At 67.5% G+C, this 19,233-nt stretch carries 15 protein-coding genes; all 15 read left to right on the top strand.

Going from position 1 to position 19,233, the window contains the following annotated elements; genetic code table 11:
• Positions 1–10: 10 nt before the first annotated feature.
• The 15 genes from GOALK_RS11215 (at position 11) to GOALK_RS11145 (ending at position 19,189) form a co-directional block, all read left to right on the top strand.
• On the top strand, positions 11–565 hold the full coding sequence (locus GOALK_RS11215; protein WP_006358935.1) for a NuoB/complex I 20 kDa subunit family protein: 555 nt from the start codon (positions 11–13) through the stop codon (positions 563–565).
• The gene (locus GOALK_RS11210; RefSeq protein WP_006358934.1) at positions 562–1,251 is read left to right on the top strand and encodes an NADH-quinone oxidoreductase subunit C; all 690 of its coding nucleotides are present in this window, start codon (positions 562–564) and stop codon (positions 1,249–1,251) included. The genes GOALK_RS11215 and GOALK_RS11210 overlap by 4 nt, the downstream gene beginning before the upstream one ends.
• Complete coding sequence (nuoD, locus tag GOALK_RS11205; protein ID WP_081474338.1) at positions 1,251–2,612, top strand: NADH dehydrogenase (quinone) subunit D; 1,362 nt, start codon at positions 1,251–1,253, stop codon at positions 2,610–2,612. The genes GOALK_RS11210 and nuoD overlap by 1 nt, the downstream gene beginning before the upstream one ends.
• Positions 2,609–4,660 carry an NADH-quinone oxidoreductase subunit NuoF gene (nuoF, locus tag GOALK_RS23460; protein WP_006358932.1) on the top strand — a complete coding sequence of 684 codons (2,052 nt, stop codon included), beginning with the start codon at positions 2,609–2,611 and terminating at the stop codon, positions 4,658–4,660. Before nuoD ends, nuoF begins: the two co-directional genes overlap by 4 nt.
• Positions 4,657–7,068: an NADH-quinone oxidoreductase subunit G gene (locus tag GOALK_RS11195; protein ID WP_006358931.1), complete on the top strand. Its 2,412-nt coding sequence runs from the start codon at positions 4,657–4,659 to the stop codon at positions 7,066–7,068. The genes nuoF and GOALK_RS11195 overlap by 4 nt, the downstream gene beginning before the upstream one ends.
• A complete protein-coding gene (gene nuoH / locus GOALK_RS11190; protein WP_006358930.1) occupies positions 7,065–8,396 on the top strand; it encodes an NADH-quinone oxidoreductase subunit NuoH in 1,332 nt (443 codons plus the stop codon). Before GOALK_RS11195 ends, nuoH begins: the two co-directional genes overlap by 4 nt.
• Positions 8,389–8,958, top strand: a complete 570-nt coding sequence (gene nuoI / locus GOALK_RS11185) for an NADH-quinone oxidoreductase subunit NuoI (RefSeq protein WP_006358929.1) — start codon at positions 8,389–8,391, stop codon at positions 8,956–8,958. The genes nuoH and nuoI overlap by 8 nt, the downstream gene beginning before the upstream one ends.
• Complete coding sequence (locus GOALK_RS11180; RefSeq protein WP_006358928.1) at positions 8,955–9,758, top strand: NADH-quinone oxidoreductase subunit J; 804 nt, start codon at positions 8,955–8,957, stop codon at positions 9,756–9,758. The genes nuoI and GOALK_RS11180 overlap by 4 nt, the downstream gene beginning before the upstream one ends.
• Positions 9,755–10,054, top strand: coding sequence for an NADH-quinone oxidoreductase subunit NuoK (nuoK, locus tag GOALK_RS11175; RefSeq protein ID WP_006358927.1), 300 nt, complete (start codon positions 9,755–9,757; stop codon positions 10,052–10,054). Before GOALK_RS11180 ends, nuoK begins: the two co-directional genes overlap by 4 nt.
• Before the next feature lie 10 nt (positions 10,055–10,064).
• Entirely contained in the window at positions 10,065–11,978 is a 1,914-nt protein-coding gene (gene nuoL, locus GOALK_RS11170) for an NADH-quinone oxidoreductase subunit L (protein ID WP_006358926.1), read from the top strand.
• Entirely contained in the window at positions 11,975–13,612 is a 1,638-nt protein-coding gene (locus tag GOALK_RS11165; protein WP_006358925.1) for an NADH-quinone oxidoreductase subunit M, read from the top strand. The genes nuoL and GOALK_RS11165 overlap by 4 nt, the downstream gene beginning before the upstream one ends.
• Positions 13,609–15,396: an NADH-quinone oxidoreductase subunit NuoN gene (nuoN, locus tag GOALK_RS11160; RefSeq protein ID WP_006358924.1), complete on the top strand. Its 1,788-nt coding sequence runs from the start codon at positions 13,609–13,611 to the stop codon at positions 15,394–15,396. Before GOALK_RS11165 ends, nuoN begins: the two co-directional genes overlap by 4 nt.
• A 112-nt stretch (positions 15,397–15,508) precedes the next feature.
• Positions 15,509–16,390, top strand: a complete 882-nt coding sequence (locus GOALK_RS11155) for a LysR family transcriptional regulator (RefSeq protein WP_035754480.1) — start codon at positions 15,509–15,511, stop codon at positions 16,388–16,390.
• The gene (locus GOALK_RS11150) at positions 16,387–17,316 is read left to right on the top strand and encodes a serine hydrolase (RefSeq protein WP_006358922.1); all 930 of its coding nucleotides are present in this window, start codon (positions 16,387–16,389) and stop codon (positions 17,314–17,316) included. The genes GOALK_RS11155 and GOALK_RS11150 overlap by 4 nt, the downstream gene beginning before the upstream one ends.
• 100 nt (positions 17,317–17,416) lie before the next feature.
• Positions 17,417–19,189, top strand: a complete 1,773-nt coding sequence (locus GOALK_RS11145) for a penicillin-binding transpeptidase domain-containing protein (protein ID WP_040004145.1) — start codon at positions 17,417–17,419, stop codon at positions 19,187–19,189.
• The last annotated feature ends 44 nt before the right edge of the window (positions 19,190–19,233 follow it).

Here is a 19,233-nt window from a genome sequence, read left to right as displayed (position 1 = left end):
GAGGTCAGTCATGGGACTCGAGGAACGGCTCCCCAGCGGTTTCCTGCTGAGCACCGTCGAAGATCTCGCCGGCTTCATGCGCAAGGGTTCGTTGTGGCCCGCCACCTTCGGACTCGCCTGCTGCGCAATCGAGATGATGTCCACCACGTCGGGCCGCTACGATCTCGCCAGGTTCGGCATGGAGGCGTTCCGTGCGTCTCCGCGGCAGGCCGACCTGATGATCGTCGCCGGCCGCGTGAGCCAGAAGATGGCGCCGGTGCTGCGGCAGATCTACGACCAGATGGTCGAACCCAAATGGGTTCTGGCGATGGGGGTCTGTGCATCGTCCGGCGGGATGTTCAACAACTACGCGATCGTCCAGGGCGTCGATCACGTCGTGCCCGTCGACATCTACCTCCCGGGTTGTCCTCCTCGTCCCGAGATGTTGCTCAACGCGATCCTCAAGCTGCACGAGAAGATCCAGGAGATGCCCCTCGGGGTGAACCGCGAGGAGGCCATCTGGGCGGCGGAACGCGCTGCCCTGCAGTCGACTCCGACCATCGAGATGAAGGGGCTGCTGCGATGACCGACCTCGGCATGCCCGACCCGAAACCGCCCGATCCCGAGGTCATCGGCGTCCGGCACGGACTGTTCGGCGCACCGGGCACCGGCGACACCTCCGGATACGGGGGTCTGATCGATCCGATCACCCTGCCGCCCAGCTCTTCTCGACCCTACGGCAGCTACTTCGACGAGATCGCCGATCTCCTGGAGGCCGAACTCGGCGACTCCTACGACGCCGCGGTCGAGAAAGTGGTCGTCTTCCGCGACGAGATGACCGTCCACGTCGCGCGAGAGCACCTCCCCGCCGTCGCGCTGACCCTCCGCAACGCACCCGGATTGCGCTTCGAACTGTGCCTGGGCGTCAACGGGGTCCACTATCCCGGCGACACCGACCGGGAACTGCACGCCGTCTATCCCCTCGCCTCCCTGACCCACAACCGGCGCCTGCGCCTCGAGGTGTCGGCACCCGACACCGATCCGCACATCCCGAGCCTCTGCGACATCTACCCCACCAACGACTGGCACGAGCGCGAGACCTACGACTTCTTCGGCATCGTCTTCGACGGCCACCGATCACTGACGCGTATCGAGATGCCCGACGACTGGGAAGGCCATCCGCAGCGCAAGGACTATCCGCTCGGCGGAGTGCCCATCGAGTACAAGGGAACCCGCGTCGACCCACCGGACCGGAGGAGGTCGTACAGCTGATGACCGACACAGCCACCGGATCGTCGAAACCCCGTTCCACGAGGCCACGCGAGGAGACCCCGACCCGCACCTACACCGTCTCCGGACAGGACTGGGACTCCATCGTCTCCGACGTCCGCACCCGCGCCGAACAGCAACCCGGCGACGAGCGCATCGTCGTGAACATGGGCCCCCAACACCCGTCGACGCACGGCGTGCTGCGGCTCATCCTGGAGATCGAGGGTGAGACGGTCACCGAGGCGCGCTGCGGAATCGGCTACCTGCACACCGGGATCGAGAAGAACCTCGAGTATCGCAACTGGACGCAGGGCGTCACGTTCGTGACCCGGATGGACTATCTGTCACCGTTCTTCAACGAGACCGCCTACTGCCTGGGCGTCGAGAAGCTCCTCGGGATCACCGACGACGTCCCGGAGCGGGCCACCGTCATCCGCGTCATGCTGATGGAGCTGAACCGGATCAGCAGCCACCTCGTGGCCCTGGCCACCGGCGGAATGGAGCTCGGCGCCGTCACCGCGATGTTCCTCGGTTTCCGCGAGCGAGAACTGATCCTCGACCTCTTCGAGCTCATCACCGGCCTGAGGATGAACCACGCCTACATCCGACCCGGCGGCGTCGCGCAGGATCTGCCGCCCGACGGGCCGGAACAGGTCGCCGAGGTTGTCGCCCAACTGCCCGGCCGCTTGGACGAGCTCGGAGATCTGCTGACCGACAACTACATCTGGAAGGCGCGCACCCAGAGCGTCGGTTATCTCGACCTGACGGGCTGCATGGCTCTCGGCATCACCGGACCGGTGCTGCGGTCGACCGGTTATCCGCATGATCTGCGGAAGACGCAGCCGTACTGCGGGTACGAGACCTACGACTTCGACGTCATCACCACCGACACCTGTGACTCCTACGGCCGCTACCTGATCCGCGTCAAGGAGATGCGCGAGTCGATTCGCATCGTCGAACAGTGCCTGGAGAGGCTCCGGCCCGGCCCGGTCATGGTCGCCGATCGCAAACTGGCCTGGCCGGCCGATCTGGCCCTCGGTCCCGACGGTCTCGGCAACTCCCCCGAACACATCGCCAGGATCATGGGGACGTCGATGGAGGCGCTGATCCATCACTTCAAGCTGGTCACCGAGGGCATGCGGGTGCCGGCCGGACAGTGCTACGTCGCGGTCGAGTCCCCACGCGGCGAGCTCGGCGTCCACCTGGTCAGCGACGGCGGCACCCGACCCTATCGGGTCCACTTCCGCGATCCGTCGTTCACGAATCTGCAAGCGGTGGCGGCGATGTGCGAGGGCGGCATGGTCGCCGACGTGATCACGGCCGTCGCCAGTATCGACCCGGTGATGGGAGGCGTGGACCGATGACCGATCCCGTGTTCGTGGAGCTCTCCACCTCACCGCCCACCGAGGACGCCGCGCCGGTCCCCGGCACCCCGGCGCCGACCATCACCTTCGGCGGCCCGTCGGCGTACACGGCCGAGGTCACCGAACGTCTCGCCGAGCAGGCGGCACCGGTCATCGCGCGCTACCCGCAGTCGCGGTCGGCCCTTCTCCCCCTGCTTCATCTGGTGCAGTCCGAGGACGGCTACATCACCCGCGCCGGCGTCGAATTCTGTGCGGCGCAGCTCGATCTGACCGCCGCCCAGGTCGCGTCGGTGGCCACCTTCTACTCGATGTACCGCCGCTCACCGACCGGTGAATACCTCGTCGGGGTGTGCACCAACACGCTCTGCGCCACTCTCGGCGGCGACGACATCCTCCGCGCGGTCTGCGACCACCTCGGTGTCCGGCCCGGGGACACCACCGCGGACGAACGCATCACGGTCGAACACGTCGAGTGCAATGCCGCCTGCGATTTCGCGCCGGTGGTGATGGTGAACTGGGAATTCTTCGACAACCAGACCCCGGAGTCGACGATCGAACTCATCGAGGACCTCCGCGCCGGCGTCTCGGTCGAGCCCGCCCGCGGCACCGGGAGCGTGTGCTCCTTCCGTCGGACCGAGCTCGAGCTCGCCGGGGCCGCGCCCTCGCCGGCCGACCCCCACCTCCCGACGGACCAGACGACCAGCGAACCTGCTGAACCCGAACCCCCGGACACCCCGGTGCTGTCCCGGCATTGGCACGAACCCGAGTCCTGGTCCCTGACGAACTACCTGCGCCACAACGGATACCGCGGCCTGCGCACCGCGCTCGACACCCCACCCGACGACGTCATCGAGATGGTCAAGGCTTCCGGCCTCCGGGGGCGCGGCGGCGCCGGCTTCCCGGTCGGGATGAAGTGGTCCTTCATCCCGCAGGAGAAGTCCCCCGGCGCCGAGCCCTCGATTCCGCACTACCTCGTGGTCAACGCCGACGAATCCGAGCCCGGTACCTGCAAGGACATGCCCCTCATGCTCGCGACGCCGCACACCCTCGTCGAGGGGGTCGTCATCGCCGCGTATGCGATCCGCGCGCACCACGCGTTCATCTACGTCCGCGGGGAGGTCGCCTCGGTCCTGCGCCGTCTGCGTACCGCCGTGGACGAGGCTTATGCCGCAGGCTATCTCGGGAAAGACATCCTGGGCTCGGGCTTCGATCTCGAGCTCGTGGTGCACGCCGGCGCGGGTGCGTACATCTGCGGTGAGGAGACGGCGCTCCTCGACTCACTCGAGGGCCGTCGGGGCCAGCCGCGCCTCCGCCCGCCCTTCCCGGCGGTCGCCGGCCTCTACGCCAGCCCGACCGTGGTCAACAACGTCGAATCGATCGCGAGCGTGCCGTCGATCATCCGGAACGGCGTCGACTGGTTCCGGTCCATGGGCACCGAGAAATCACCGGGGTTCACTCTGTACTCCCTGTCCGGCCACGTCACTCATCCAGGCCAGTACGAGGCACCTCTCGGAATCACCCTTCGGCAACTACTCGAACGCGCCGGTGGCGTCCGCGCCGGACACGAACTCAAGTTCTGGACCCCGGGCGGGTCGTCGACGCCGCTGCTGACGCCGGATCACCTCGACGTCCCACTCGACTACGAGGGCGTCGGCGCCGCGGGATCGATGCTGGGCACCAAGGCTCTCCAGATCTTCGACGAGACGACCTGTGTCGTCGGTGCGGTGCTGCGCTGGACCGAGTTCTACGCGCACGAGTCGTGCGGCAAGTGCACGCCGTGCCGGGAGGGCACCTACTGGCTGGTGCAACTACTCCATCGGCTCGAGCACGAGGGCGGCACCGCCGCCGACCTCGACACTCTCTCCGATGTCACCAACAGCGTCGTCGGAAAGTCGTTCTGCGCGCTCGGCGACGGTGCGGGCAGTCCGATCGTGTCCTCGCTCGAGTACTTCCGCGACGAATACCTCGCCCATCTCGATCACGGTTGCCCGTTCGACCACTCGCTGTCGACCGTCCTGGGTTCCGAGCCGATGGGAGACGCCCGATGACCCTCACACACGGCAGTGATCCGGCGACCCAGGCCGACAACCTGGTCGGCATCACCATCGACGGCGTCGAGCTCCGGGTACCCAAGGGCTCCTTGCTGATCCGCGCCGCCGAACAGATCGGCATCACCATCCCCCGCTTCTGCGATCACCCGCTGCTCGACCCGGTCGGCGCCTGCCGCCAGTGCCTCGTCGAGGTCGAGGGTCAGCGAAAGCCCCTGGCATCGTGCACCACCACGGCCACCGACGGAATGGTCGTCCGGACACAGCTCAGTTCGCAGATCGCCGCGGACGCGCAGCGCGGCGTGATGGAGCTGCTGCTGATCAACCATCCGCTCGACTGTCCGGTGTGCGACAAGGGCGGCGAGTGCCCGCTGCAGAACCAGGCCATGTCGGCCGGTCGCAGCGAGTCCCGGTTCGACGGCGTCAAACGCACGTTCACCAAGCCGGTCCCGCTGTCCTCGGAGGTCCTGCTCGACCGGGAGCGATGCGTACTGTGCGCCCGGTGCACGCGGTTCTCCACACAGGTCGCCGGCGATCCACTCATCGAACTGGCGGATCGCGGTGCGCTGCAACAGGTCAGCATCTACTCCGACGAACCCTTCGACTCGTACTTCTCCGGCAACACCGTCCAGATCTGCCCGGTCGGCGCGCTGACCGGCGCTCAATACCGTTTCCGTGCACGGCCCTTCGACCTCGTCTCGACGCCGAGCGTGTGCGAGCACTGCGCGAGCGGATGCGCCCAGCGCACCGATCATCGGCGAGGCAAGGTGCTCCGACGCCTCGCCGGCGACGACCCCGAGGTCAACTCCGAGTGGAACTGCGACAAGGGACGGTGGGCCTTCGCCTATGCGACCAAGGCCGACCGCCTGACGTCTCCGCTGATCCGCGACCGGCACGGCGAACTGCGGGAGGCGTCGTGGGCCGACGCCATCCGCGTTGCCGCCGCGGGACTCTCGACGGCCATCGGCAACGTCGGCGTCCTCGCCGGTGGACGCCTCACCGTGGAGGACGCCTACGCCTACGCACGGTTCGCCCGAACAGTCCTGAAGTCGGACGACATCGACTTCCGTGCCCGGGTTCACAGCACCGAAGAGGCGTCCTTCCTTGCGAGCCGGGTGGCCGGGCGCGGTCTCGACACCACCTACGACGATCTGTCCGCCGCCCCGGCGGTACTCCTCGCGGGTTTCGAACCCGAGGAGGAGTCCCCGATCGTCTTCCTGCGTCTTCGCCGGGCGGTGCGGACGAACCGGCAGCGGGTGGCCACCCTGGCCCCGTTCGCGAGCCGCGGCGCACAGAAGCTCGATGCGCGACTGTTCCCCACCACGCCGGGCGCAGAGACGGAGATCCTCGCCTCCGACGAGGTGACCGACCATCTGCGCGAAGCGGGTTCGGTGATCATTGTCGGGGAGCGACTGGCCGGGGTTCCGGGGGGACTGCGGGCGGTCGCCGACCTCGCTGATCGCACCGGCGCGCGGATCGCCTGGATCCCGCGCCGGGCCGGTGAGCGGGGCGCACTCGAGGTCGGCGCGCTCGCCGGGCTGTTGCCGGGCGGTCGGCCGATCACCGACAGCGCGGCGCGCGGCGCGGTGTCGGAGGTGTGGGGCCCCGGCATCCCGACGCTGCCCGGTCGGGACACCACCGGAATCCTCGATGCGGCCCGCTACCACGGACTCTCGCTGATCGTCGCCGGCGTCGACCTCGATGATCTCCCCGATCCCGCGGCCGCGCAGGACGCACTGGCCGCCGCACCCTTCGTCGTGAGTCTCGAACAGCGGCAGTCGACGGTGACGCCGCATGCCGACGTGGTGTTCCCGGTGGGGACGGTCGCCGAGAAGGAGGGCACGTTCGTCGACTGGGAGGGCCGTCCGCGCAGTTTCACCGCCGCGCTGACCGAGTCGGGACAGATTCCCGACCATCGGGTCCTGGACGCACTCGCACGGCGGCTCGGCGTCGAACTGCGCTGCGATGGACCGCAGACCATCCACATGGACCTGCGCCGCATCGGAGCGTGGTCGGGTGAACGCCCGGCCGTCGTCGCCCATGAGCGTCCCCAACGCGCACCGGAGTCCGGCCAGGCCGTGCTCGCCACGTGGCACATGCTGCTCGACCTGGGGCGTCTGCAGGACGGTGAGCCGCACCTCGCCGGGACCGCACGCCCGCCGGTTGCGCGCATGTCTCCGACGACCGCCGCCGAAGCCGGGGTCGCGGTCGGCGGTCGCGTGCGGATCAGCACCGCCGACGGGGAGATCGCTTTGCCCGTCGAGTATGCCGAGATGCCCGACCGCGTCGTGTGGGTCCCGCTCAACTCCCCCGGCTCGCGAGTGCACGCCGACCTCCGGGCCCGGGCGGGCGATCTCGTCGCGCTGTCGCCGGCCTCGTCGGCGGACGTCGCCGGAGGTGTTCGATGACAACTCTCGCCACCGATTTCCCCGACCTCGCCGACTTCGGCCACGACCCCATCTGGCTCATCGTCGTCAAGGCTGTCGCCGTCTTCGCGTTCCTCGTCGTCAACCCGCTGGTCGCGATCCTGCTCGAGCGCAAGATCATGGCGCGCATGCAGACCCGGATCGGACCCAACCGCGTCGGGCCTCGCGGAATTCTCCAGAGTCTCGCCGACGGTGTGAAACTCGCACTGAAGGAGGGCATCATCCCGTCCGGCGTCGACAGGGTGATCTACCTCCTCGCACCGATCATCGCGGTAGTGCCCGCGGTGATGGCGTTCGCGGTGATCCCGTTCGGGCCGATGGTGTCGGTGTTCGGCCACGAAACCCCGTTGCAGCTCACCGATCTGCCGGTCGGGGTGCTCTACGTCCTCGCCGTGACCTCGGTCGGCGTGTACGGAATCGTGCTGGCCGGTTGGTCATCCGGCTCGACCTATCCCCTTCTCGGCGGACTCCGTTCCACCGCCCAGGTGATCTCCTACGAGATCGCGATGGGACTCACGTTCGCGGCGGTGTTCCTCGATGCCGGGACGATGTCGACCTCGGGAATCGTTGCGGCGCAGGAGCACCATTGGTATTTCCTGCTGTTGCTCCCGTCGTTCGTGATCTATGCGATCTCCATGGTCGGCGAGACCAACCGCGCTCCCTTCGACCTGCCCGAGGCCGAGGGCGAGCTGGTCGGCGGCTTCCACACGGAGTACTCGTCGCTGAAGTTCGCGATGTTCATGCTCGCCGAGTACATCAACATGGTGACGGTCTCGGCCCTGGCCACCACGATGTTCCTGGGGGGTTGGCAGGCGCCGTGGCCGCTGAGTGCCTTCGACTGGGCGAACTCCGGTTGGTGGCCCGTCCTCTGGTTCACCATCAAGGTCTGGGCGTTCCTGTTCGTGTTCATCTGGCTCCGGACCAGCCTGCCGCGGTTGCGTTACGACCAGTTCATGAACCTGGGCTGGAAGGTGCTCATCCCGATCTCGCTGACGTGGGTGATGGTCGTGGCGATCATCCGCGCCTCCATCGGCGACGACGCAGGCCTCATCCGGCCGCTCGTCTCTGCGGGCGCAGGTCTCGCGGTGACGGCACTGATCGCCTACGCGATCTGGCGGATGATGCGGGTACCGGATCTGCCGGAGGCCCCGGCCGAACCGGAGAGCCCGGCCGAGTTCGATCCCATGGCCGGAGGGTTCCCCGTACCGCCCATGCCGTCGACGGATTCCAGATCCCAGCCCGTCCGTATCGATCCCGAGCCGCCCCTTCCCGCCGATCAGACGCCGAGCAGGGAGACCACCGATGCCTGATTTCCTCAAACCGGTCAGTGGATTACGCGTCACCTTCGGTGGCATGTTCCAGCCGAGCATCACCGAGCAGTATCCCGAGGAGAAGCGGCCGACCGCGCCTCGCTATCACGGTCGGCACCAACTCAACCGTCATCCCGACGGCCTGGAGAAGTGCATCGGCTGCGAGCTGTGCGCGTGGGCGTGTCCGGCCGATGCCATCTACGTCGAAGGGGCCGACAACACCCCGGACGAACGGTACTCGCCCGGTGAGCGGTACGGCCGCGTCTATCAGATCAACTATCTGCGTTGCATCGGCTGCGGACTCTGCATCGAAGCCTGTCCGACCCGTGCCCTGACGATGACCAACGACTACGAGCTCGCCGACGACAACCGAGCCGACCTCATCTACGAGAAGGACCGACTGCTGGCGCCACTGGCACCGGACGTCGAACCACCACCGCACGCCATGGCGCCCGGTTCGACCGAGGAGAACTACTACCGCGGTGAGGTCACCTCCGACGGCCGGGTGACGCCGCTCCCGACACCGACGGTTCGCGAGGGTGCCCGGGAGCCGCGACCATGACGCCCGGGCCGATGACCACGACACTGGCCGACGAGGTGATTCGCACCTCGACCGGTGAGGCCGTGCAGTTCTGGGTGCTCGGAGTGATCGCGGTGGCCGGCGCGCTCGGCGTCGTCTTCGCCACCAAGGCCGTGTACTCGGCGATCTTCCTGGCCACCACGATGATCGTCCTCGCGGTCTTCTACGTGGCACAGGGTGCGCTGTTCCTCGGCGTGGTGCAGGTGGTCGTCTACACCGGCGCGGTGATGATGCTGTTCCTCTTCGTGCTCATGCTCATCGGCGTCGACTCCTCCGACTCCCTGAAAGAGACCCTGCGAGGGCAACGAGTCGCCGCGATGATCATCGGGGTCGGGTTCGGCGTCCTGCTGATCGCCGGGATAGGCAACGCCACCATCGCGGTCACCACCGGCGCGACCGCCCCCGGCGCGCTGGCCGACGACAGCGACTACGGTATCGAGGCCATCGCCGAGCTCATCTTCGTCCGGTATCTCTGGGCGTTCGAGCTCACCGGGGCACTGCTCATCGCCGCGACCCTCGGCGCGATGGTGCTGGCCCACCGGGAGAAGTTCGGTCCACGCCTCACCCAGAAGGAGCTGTCGCAGGCGCGATTCCGCAGCGGCATCAACATCACCCCGCTCCCGAGTCCCGGTGTCTACGCCCGGCACAACGCGGTCGACGTCCCGGCACGACTGCCCGACGGCAGTCCCTCCGACCTCTCGGTGAACGCCATCCTGGCCGCCCGCACCCTGCGCCAGAAAAATCCGCAGGCTCCGGAGAACCCGGGTGGGGCTCGATCATGAATCCGGAGAACTACCTCTACCTCGCGGCACTGCTGTTCACCATCGGGGCCGCCGGAGTGCTGCTGCGACGCAACGCGATCGTCGTGTTCATGTGCATCGAACTCATGCTCAACGCCGCGAATCTCGCCTTTGTCACCTTCGCCCGGATGAACCAGTCCTTCGACGGGCAGGTGATCGCCTTCTTCACGATGGTCGTCGCCGCGGCCGAAGTGGTCGTCGGGCTCGCCATCATCATGACCATCTTCCGATCGCGCCGCTCGGCGTCGGTCGACGACGCGGATCTGCTGAAGCGGTAGAGGAGGATTGGTGAACGCCGAACTGACCGCGTCACTGCTCTGGTTGGTCCCCGCGCTCCCGCTCGCCGGTGCGGTGATCCTCCTCCTCGGTGGTCGGACCACCGACCGCTGGGGTCATCTGCTCGGTACCGCCGCGGCGATCGCATCGTTCGTGGTCGGGCTGGTGATGTTCGCCGGGATGGTGTCTCGTCCCGCCGACGACCGCGGCGTGACCGACACCCTTTTCAGCTGGGTTCCGGTGGGAGAACTACAGGTGGACTTCGGTTTCCGCCTGGACCAGTTGTCCATGTGCTTCGTCCTGCTCATCACCGGCGTCGGATCGCTGATCCACGTCTACTCGATCGGCTACATGGCCGACGACCCCGACCGTCGACGATTCTTCGGCTACCTCAACCTGTTTCTCGCAGCGATGCTCGTCCTCGTCCTCGCCGACAACTATCTCGGCCTGTACCTCGGTTGGGAGGGCGTGGGCCTCGCGTCGTACCTGCTGATCGGCTTCTGGCAGTACAAGCCGACCGCGGCGACCGCGGCCAAGAAGGCCTTCGTGGTCAACCGCGTCGGCGACATCGGGCTGGCCGTCGCACTGATGATCATGTTCGCGACCTTCGGGTCGGTGGCGTTCACCGCGGTCTTCGACGGCGCTCCCCAGGCCGGCGAAGGAACCCTCACCGCACTGGGTTTCGTGCTCCTGCTCGCCGCCTGCGGCAAGTCGGCCCAGGTACCGCTGCAGTCGTGGCTCGGTGACGCCATGGAGGGTCCGACCCCGGTGTCCGCGCTGATCCACGCGGCGACGATGGTGACCGCCGGCGTGTACCTGATCGTGCGCTCCGGCCCCATCTTCGACCTGGCACCCACCGCCCAGGTCGGGGTCGTGGTCGTCGGTGCCGTGACGCTGCTGTTCGGCGCGATCATCGGTTGCGCCAAGGACGACATCAAGAAGGCGCTCGCGGCGTCGACGATGAGCCAGATCGGATACATGGTGCTCGCCGCCGGCCTCGGCCCGGCCGGTTACGCATTCGCGATCCTGCACCTCCTCACCCACGGCTTCTTCAAGGCCGGTCTGTTCCTCGGCGCCGGATCGGTGATGCACGGGATGAACGACGAGACCGACATGCGACGGTACGGCGGACTCCGCACACTCATGCCCGTCACCTTCGTGACGTTCGGGGTCGGCTACCTCGCGATCATCGGTGTCCCACCGTTCGCGGGCTTCTACTCCAAGGACCACATCATCGAGGCCGCCTTCGGCGCGGGCGGCGCGAAGGGTCTGATCCTCGGTGGTGCAGCGCTTCTCGGCGCGGGCATCACCGCGTTCTACATGACCCGCGTGATGCTGCTGACCTTCTTCGGCGAGAAGCGCTGGCACGACGGCACCGATGCCCCCGCACCGCACCCGGACGAGTCACCCCGGGTGATGACCGGGCCGATGGTCCTGATCGCACTGGGTTCGGTGGCTTCCGGTGGCCTGCTCGCGATCGGCGGTTCGCTCGAGCGCTGGCTCGAACCGGTGGTCGGCGAACACACCGCCCACCACCTGATCCCGGTCTGGGCGATGACCGCGATCATCCTTCTGGTCGTGGCGGTCGGCGTCGCGATCGCCTACCGGCAGTACGCCACCCGGCCGGTTCCCGTCGTCGCACCCGAGGACGTGTCGGTGCTGACCGTCGCAGCACGACGCGATCTGTACGGCGACACGATCAACGAGGAACTACTGATGCGTCCCGGGCAGCGCGTCACCGCCGGCCTGGTCGCCGTGGAATCCGACGGTGTCGACGGGCTGACGAGCGGGGTCGGCGAGACCGTGACCCGCGCATCACGCCGAATACGCGGGTGGCAGAACGGTTATGTACGGTCCTACGCGCTGTCGATGTTCGCCGGGACGACCCTGATCGTCGCACTCGTGATGGCGGTGAACGTGCTGTGAACATCCCCTGGCTGACGATCCTCTGGCTGGCCCCCGCGGTGGGCGCGGCCCTGGTCCTCGCGATTCCCGCGAGCCGTCCCGCGGTGGCCCGCTGGTTCGCCTTCGCGGTCACCGTCGGTGTTCTCGTCCTGGCCGTCGGTCTCGCGGTCGGTTTCGATCCTGCCGGGCAGCGATACCAGTTCACCGAGGACGTGAGCTGGATTCCGGCCCTGGGGACCCGGTATGCGTTGGGGCTGGACGGAATCGGATTGGTCCTCATCCTGCTGACCGCAGCTCTCCTGCCGTTGCTACTGCTGGCCGGCTGGCACGACGCCGACTCCGACGGTTCCCTGGACCATTCGGGTAGACGGGCACAAAAGGGCCCGCACATCTATCTCGCGCTGTTCCTCGCGACCGAGGCGATGGTGCTGATGAGCTTCGTCGCCCTGGACATCCTGCTGTTCTACATCTTCTTCGAAGCCATGCTCATCCCGATGTACTTCCTCATCGGCGGCTTCGGCACCGGCCCCAACCGCTCCGGTGCGGCGGTGAAGTTCCTGCTGTACAACCTGTTCGGCGGGCTGCTCCTGCTCGCCGCGGTGATCGGCCTGTACGTCGTGTCCGCACAGAACGGCGTCGGGGCCGATGGCGGCGGGACCTTCGCACTGGGAGACATCGTGGCCGCGGTGTCGAGCGGACAGATCGACGACACCACCGGCCTCGCGAAACTGCTGTTCCTCGGCTTCATGTTCGCGTTCGCGGTGAAAGCCCCGCTCTGGCCGCTGCATTCGTGGCTTCCCGACGCCGCGGTCGCGGCAACCCCGACGTCGGCGGTGCTCATGATGGCCGTGATCGACAAGGTGGGGACCTTCGCGATGCTGCGGTTCTGCCTACAGCTGTTCCCGGATGCGAGCCAGTACTTCGCCCCGCTGATCTGCGGGCTGGCGGTCGTCAGCATCATCTACGGCGCGGTCCTGGCCATCGGGCAGACCGATGTGATGCGTCTGATCGCCTACACGTCCATCTCCCACTTCGGTTTCATCATCCTCGGCATCTTCGTGTTGACCGACCAGGGACAGACCGGGTCGACGCTGTACATGGTCAACCACGGACTCTCCACGGCCGCACTGTTCCTCATCGCGGGGTTCCTGGTGTCGCAGCGGGGCAGTCGCCTCATCGCCGACTACGGCGGTGTCCAGAAGGTCGCCCCGGTCCTGGCCGGGACCTTCCTCGTCGCGGGTCTCGCGACCCTGTCGCTGCCCGGACTCGCCCCGTTCATCAGCGAGTTCCTGGTCCTCATCGGCACATTCACGCGCTACCCGATCGCGGCCGTCCTCGCGTGCTCGGCCTTGGTGCTCTCCGCCATCTACATCCTGTGGACCTACCAGCGGATGATGGGCGGACCGGCCAGGCCCGACGACGAGCGGTCGACGCCGATACGCGACCTCGCCGGCCGCGAGCTGGCCGTCGTCGTCCCGCTTCTCGCCCTGCTCATCGCCCTGGGGGTCTATCCCAAGCCGATGATCGACCTGATCGATCCGGCCGTGCAGAGCACGCTGACGACGGTCGGGGTCACCGATCCCGAACCCGCGGTGGCGGACCCCGCCCATGACCGGCCCGCCGGCTCGACCCCTGTCGCGGAGGCTCACCGATGACCACGTCTCTCGTCGCCCTGAGCACGACGCCGCTGGCCGCGATCGAAGCCCCGAGCGTCGAGTATGCGGCGCTGTCCCCCATGCTGATCGTGTTCAGTGCGGGAGTCATCGGGGTCCTCGTCGAAGCCTTTGCCCCGCGCAGGTTGAGGTACGCACTGCAACTGGCACTTTCGCTGGGCGGCCTCGTCGTCGCTCTCGCCGCGCTGGCCACCGTCACAACCGCACAGACCGCGGACGGCGCGAACGGTCAGTTCGCGATGTCGGGGGCCGTCGTGATGGACCGCCCGACACTGTATCTGCAGGGACTCCTGCTGATCATCGCGATCATCGCGGTGGGTTTCATGGCCGAACGGCGGCTCGAGCGGGTCGTCGCGCCGGTCACCATGCGTACTCTCGCCGGCGCCGAGGTCGGCGACGATCAGTCCGGCAGGACAGGTCTGAACGGCGGTGGAGTAGACGCGGACATGTTCACGCCGTCCGGTGCGTCGGTGCCCAACACCGACGCCGAGTTCGAGGCGACCCGTGCCGGGGCCGTGACGACCGAGGTGTTCCCGCTGGCCCTTCTCGCGGTCGGCGGCATGATGCTGTTCCCCGCCTGCGGCGATCTGCTCACCATGTTCATTGCGCTGGAGGTCTTCTCGCTGCCGCTCTACCTGCTGTGCGGACTGGCGCGGCGTCGTCGGCTCATCTCGCAGGAGGCGTCGCTCAAGTACTTCCTGCTGGGCGCCTTCTCGTCGGCCTTCTTCCTGTTCGGTGCGGCATTCGTCTACGGCGCGACCGGCTCGCTGAACCTGTCGACGATCGGAGCGTCGCTCACCGATGTCGCCGGTACCGGCGGCGACACCACGCTGGCGCTGATCGGGCTCGCGATGCTGGCCGTCGGGCTGTTGTTCAAAGTCGGTGCGGTTCCGTTCCATTCCTGGATTCCCGACGTCTACCAGGGCGCCCCGACCCCGGTCACCGCGTTCATGGCATCGGCGACCAAGGTCGCCGCATTCGGTGCGCTACTGCGCGTCTTCTACGTCGGTTTCGGTGCGCTGCGCGATCAATGGGAGCCGGCGCTGTGGGCAGTGGCGATAGCGTCGATGGTCATCGCGTCGGTGATGGCGGTGACCCAGAACGACATCAAGCGCATGCTCGCCTACTCGTCGATCGCGCACGCCGGTTTCATCCTGCTCGGCCTGATCGCCTTCGACGACGCCGGTCTCGGCGCAACGCTCTTCTACCTGGCGGCCTACGCGTTCACGACGCTCGGCGCCTTCCCCATGGTGGCGGTGATCCGCGAACCCGACTGTGACACGACAACTTCGGACACCAGCACTTCGGCACGCACGGCCGCGATCCACGGCACCGCGGCGACGGTCCGCAACCCGCACTTGTCCGGCCGCGAGGCCACCGACCTCACCCAGTGGTCGGGTCTCGGCCGTCGGTACCCCTTGGTCGGCGCCATGTTCGCGGTCTACCTGCTGTCCTTCGCGGGCATCCCGCTGACAAGCGGTTTCATCGCCAAATTCGACGTCTTCGCCGCAGTCGCCGGCAACGGCGGCGGAGTCCTGGTGGTCATCGGCGTCATCAGCAGCGCGATCGCCGCCTACGTCTACATCCGCATCATCGTCGCCATGTTCTTCGACGACGTCCCCACCCACGACGCACCGCACGTCGTGAAGCCGAGCATCCTCACCACCACGGGCATCGCGATCTGCACCCTGGCCACCGTCGTACTCGGCATCTTCCCGCAACCGCTGCTCGACCTCGCCGACGCGGCCGCGACGTTCCTGCGCTGACCGTCGCAGCCTCTCCCCTTTTCCGTATACCCGCCCCCGCTCGACGGGGTGGGTATACGGAAAAGGGGTGGGTTGCGAGGCCGGTCGACGCCGCCGTGCCATCCTGGAACCCGTGGATCTCGTCAGGCACCTGCGGTTCTTCGTCGCCGTCGCCGAGGAAGGCCACTTCGGGGACGCGGCTGCTCGGCTGGAGATGACGCAGCCACCGGTGTCGCAGGGGCTGAGACGCCTGGAGAAGGAGCTCGGGGTCCAGCTGATCCGACGCACCTCCCGCGGCGCCGAACTCACCGACGCGGGCCGCGACCTGCTGCCCCGCGCACGTCTTCTCATCGACGACGCAGCGCGGTTCCTCGGTGAAGCCCGACACCTTCACGACGGATCCGAGGTGCTGCGTTGGGGTGCAGTGCCTCTCGCCGGTGCCGCGGCAATTGCGGCAGTCGCACAACGTCTCGGTGACGTGTCCTCCGGCCAGGAGATGCTGAGCGCAACTGCGGTGAGTCTGGTCGAGCAGGTATCCGCGGGCACGCTCGACCTCGCGATCGTCGACGCTCCCTGTGTCACTGGCACTCTCACCACCGGTCCGATCGTCGTGTTTCGGCGCCACGTGGTCGTACCCGCAAACCATCCGGTGACCACCACGGTGCGTCCGCGGTTGCGACAACTGGCCGGACTCGACCTCTGCCACCAATCGCGCGCGGCGAATCCACCCGCACATGATCAGCTGATCGACCGCCTCCGCGAATCCGGGCTCGATCCACGCATTCTGCCCATCTCGTCGTCCGAACACCTGGTGGCCGCCGTCGCCGGCAGCGGAGCCTTCGGTCTGACCGCCGACGCGCAACGCCTTGCATCGCTGGACTCCATAAGCTGCCTGCCCATCGGGCGTGACGCAACAGCACTTCGACTCCGCGTCGTCTACCGGGAGTCTGCGCTCGGCGAGGTGGCCGACGTGGCGACGGCCGCACTGTGGAAGATCAGCAAGGCGACCGGGTGACCGTCGGCCCGGGTGAGCTGCCTGCCCACGTGAGAGATCGGATCGACCGCAACGTCGCCGAGATCCTCGCCGACGCCGGCTGTTCCGGCTGGCTTCATGCGACGACGATCGGCTCGCCCCAGATCAGCTACTCCTACGACGCCGACGCACCGGTCGTTCTGGCATCGGTCTACAAGCTCGCTGTCCTGATCTCGTTGTGCCGCAGCGCAGATCGCGGAGAGATCGACCTGACCTCGCCGGTGACCGTCGATCCCACCCGGTGGGCGCAGGGACCGACGGGCCTGGCCACGCTGCGCGACCCGATCACCCTGAGCCGACGCGATCTCGCCACCTCGATGATGACCGTCTCCGACAACGTGGCCGCCGACGTCCTCCTCGACGAGATCGGGCTCGACCGCGTCCGAGAGGACCTCATCGGCCTCGGTGCCACGAGCACGCGCATCGTCGGAGGGGTCGCAGAACTGCACGAAAGACTCCAGCGCGAGACCGGAACGAGCACGGTGGCAGAGGCTTTCGCCGCACTCGCCGACCCGGACAGCGACACCACGGTGAGCGCCTACGACGCCGCCTATACGAGTTCGTCCACGCCCCGGGACTGCTCGACGGTCCTGACCGCCGTGTGGACCGACCGCGCGGCGTCGGCCGAGATGTGCGCGTTCATCAGGGACACCATGCGTCGTCAGGTCTTCACCTCCCGACTGGCGTCGGGCTTTCCGTTCCGACGGGTCACGGTCGCGGGCAAGACGGGCACTCTGGTCGCGATCCGCAACGAGGTCGGCGTCGTCGAGTTCCCCGGCGAGCTCCCGGTGGCCGTTGCGGTCTTCACCAGGAGTGCACGGTCGGAGCCTGCATTGCCGCAAGTCGACCGCGCGATCGGCGAGCTGGCCCGGACCGTCGTCACGGAGCTCCGCATTCCTCGGGAATGACGCCGTCCACCCGGTGTGATCTGGGCCGATACTGGTTCGCTATCGCTTGATCGCGCGTTGTGACTTTGCATCGGGGCACTCCGGTCGGTTGTCTGACCACATGCGTCGGTGGTTGGTGATCCTGAGCGTTCTCGCGGTTCTGGTCGGCACGTTGTCCGGGTGTTTCCTGTCCCAGGACTCGCCGGACGACACCCTGCGGTCGTTCGCGGAGGCACTCCAACGGGGTGACGTCGACGCGGCCGCCGGACTCACCGACAACCCGGCCGCCGCGCGCACCACCATCAAGTCGATCTTCGACGGCATGGGCTCCACCCCGAAGCTGTCGGTCACCCCCGACCTCGTCGATGACAAGAAGGTCACCGGGACTCTCGACCACCAGTGGCAGATCCGGAACGGGAACACCGCCTATCAGACGTCGGTCATCCTCACCGAGACCGATTCGGGCTGGCGTGTGCGGTGGCAGCCCTCCGTGATGCACCGGCAGCTCCGCGACGGACAATCCTTCTCCTACAGCGACGACCGCGCCTACCGCACCCCCGTACTCGACACCAACGCCCGCCCGCTGATGACATGGCAAGCCGTGACGCTGATCGATCTCGAACGGGCACAGCTCGCGTCGGCCGGTCAACTGGCGCGCGCGCTCCGGCCGATCGAACCGTCGATCACCACGGCAACCATCCGAAAACTGTTCGACGGCAACAAAGCCCCGAGCCAGACCGTGATCAGGTTGCGCGACAGCGATCTCGAACGTGTCCAGCGCAGCATCAGGTCGATCGCCGGCATCACGACCACCGAGCAGGGCGCGCTCCTCAGTGCCACCAAAGCTCTCCACTCCCCCGCGATGGCCGGCCTCGAGGACATCTGGCGAAGCGCGATCGACGCCACGGCCGGCTGGTCGATCCAGATCGTCGACAAGGACGGCGCACCAACGCATCTCGTTGACTCAGCTCAACCTGGCGAGACGTCTCCGGTCCGCACCTCACTCGATCGCGACATCCAGGCCCAGGCGCAGCGGGCCGTCGACCGGGAACGACGCCCCGCGATGATCGTCGCGATCACCCCCTCGACCGGTGGAATCGTCGCCGTCGCCCAGAACGACGCCGCGGACCGCTCCGGCGCAGTCTCCCTGACCGGGTTGTATCCGCCGGGCTCGACCTTCAAGACCATCACCACCGCCGCAGCCCTGGCGTCCGGCGGGGTGCAGCCGACATCGCAGGTCCCGTGTCCGGGACGGACGACGATCGAGGGGAGGACGATCCCCAACGAGGACGAATTCGACCTCGGAACCGTCCCTCTACCAACGGCTTTCTCGCGCTCCTGCAACACCTCCATGGGTGCGCTCGCAAACAAGCTCCCCGCCGACGCGTTGACCTCGATGGCCCGCCGGTTCGGCATCGGCGCCGACTACACCGTTCCGGGCCTGACCACCGTGACCGGTTCCGTACCGAACGCCGACACCCCCGCCCTGCGCGTCGAGAACGGCATCGGCCAGGGCACAGTCACCGTCAGCCCGTTCGGCCTGGCACTGGCCGAGGCGAGTCTCGCGCGAGGTGAGACCGTCACCCCGACGCTGGTCGAGGGACGAGGAACCACCGGCGACACCGAACCCCAGCCGATTCCCGACGATGTGGTGCGCGCGCTGCGAAGCATGATGCGCGACACCGTCACCCGCGGAACCGCCACCGCGCTGCAGGACATTCCTGGCCTGGGTGGCAAGACCGGGACGGCTGAGTACGGCGACAACAAGAACCCGCACGGCTGGTTTGCCGGCATCGTCGGCGACCTCGCCTTCGCTACGCTGGTCGTCGGCGGCGGATCGTCGGCGCCCGCAGTTCAGGTCAGCGGCGAGTTCCTGCGGCCGCTGAGCAACTAGTTCAGCTTCTTCCTTGACCGATGCATCCCGATCGGTTCAGATGA

The sequence above is a fragment of the Gordonia alkanivorans NBRC 16433 genome (assembly GCF_000225505.1).
Classification (GTDB): Bacteria; Actinomycetota; Actinomycetes; order Mycobacteriales; family Mycobacteriaceae; genus Gordonia; species Gordonia alkanivorans.
The sequence above is the reverse complement of the archived record's forward strand: the minus strand, read 5'-3'. Positions and strand labels throughout refer to the sequence as shown.

Excerpts from the sequence above, each read along its gene's own strand:
- nuoD (WP_081474338.1), top strand. The coding sequence starts at position 1,251 with ATGACCGACACAGCCACCGGATCGTCGAAACCCCGTTCCACGAGGCCA.
- GOALK_RS11210 (WP_006358934.1), top strand. The coding sequence starts at position 562 with ATGACCGACCTCGGCATGCCCGACCCGAAACCGCCCGATCCCGAGGTC.
- nuoH (WP_006358930.1), top strand. The coding sequence starts at position 7,065 with ATGACAACTCTCGCCACCGATTTCCCCGACCTCGCCGACTTCGGCCAC.
- GOALK_RS11215 (WP_006358935.1), top strand. The coding sequence starts at position 11 with ATGGGACTCGAGGAACGGCTCCCCAGCGGTTTCCTGCTGAGCACCGTC.
- GOALK_RS11195 (WP_006358931.1), top strand. The coding sequence starts at position 4,657 with ATGACCCTCACACACGGCAGTGATCCGGCGACCCAGGCCGACAACCTG.
- nuoK (WP_006358927.1), top strand. The coding sequence starts at position 9,755 with ATGAATCCGGAGAACTACCTCTACCTCGCGGCACTGCTGTTCACCATC.
- GOALK_RS11180 (WP_006358928.1), top strand. The coding sequence starts at position 8,955 with ATGACGCCCGGGCCGATGACCACGACACTGGCCGACGAGGTGATTCGC.
- nuoI (WP_006358929.1), top strand. The coding sequence starts at position 8,389 with ATGCCTGATTTCCTCAAACCGGTCAGTGGATTACGCGTCACCTTCGGT.
- nuoN (WP_006358924.1), top strand. The coding sequence starts at position 13,609 with ATGACCACGTCTCTCGTCGCCCTGAGCACGACGCCGCTGGCCGCGATC.
- GOALK_RS11145 (WP_040004145.1), top strand. The coding sequence starts at position 17,417 with ATGCGTCGGTGGTTGGTGATCCTGAGCGTTCTCGCGGTTCTGGTCGGC.
- nuoF (WP_006358932.1), top strand. The coding sequence starts at position 2,609 with ATGACCGATCCCGTGTTCGTGGAGCTCTCCACCTCACCGCCCACCGAG.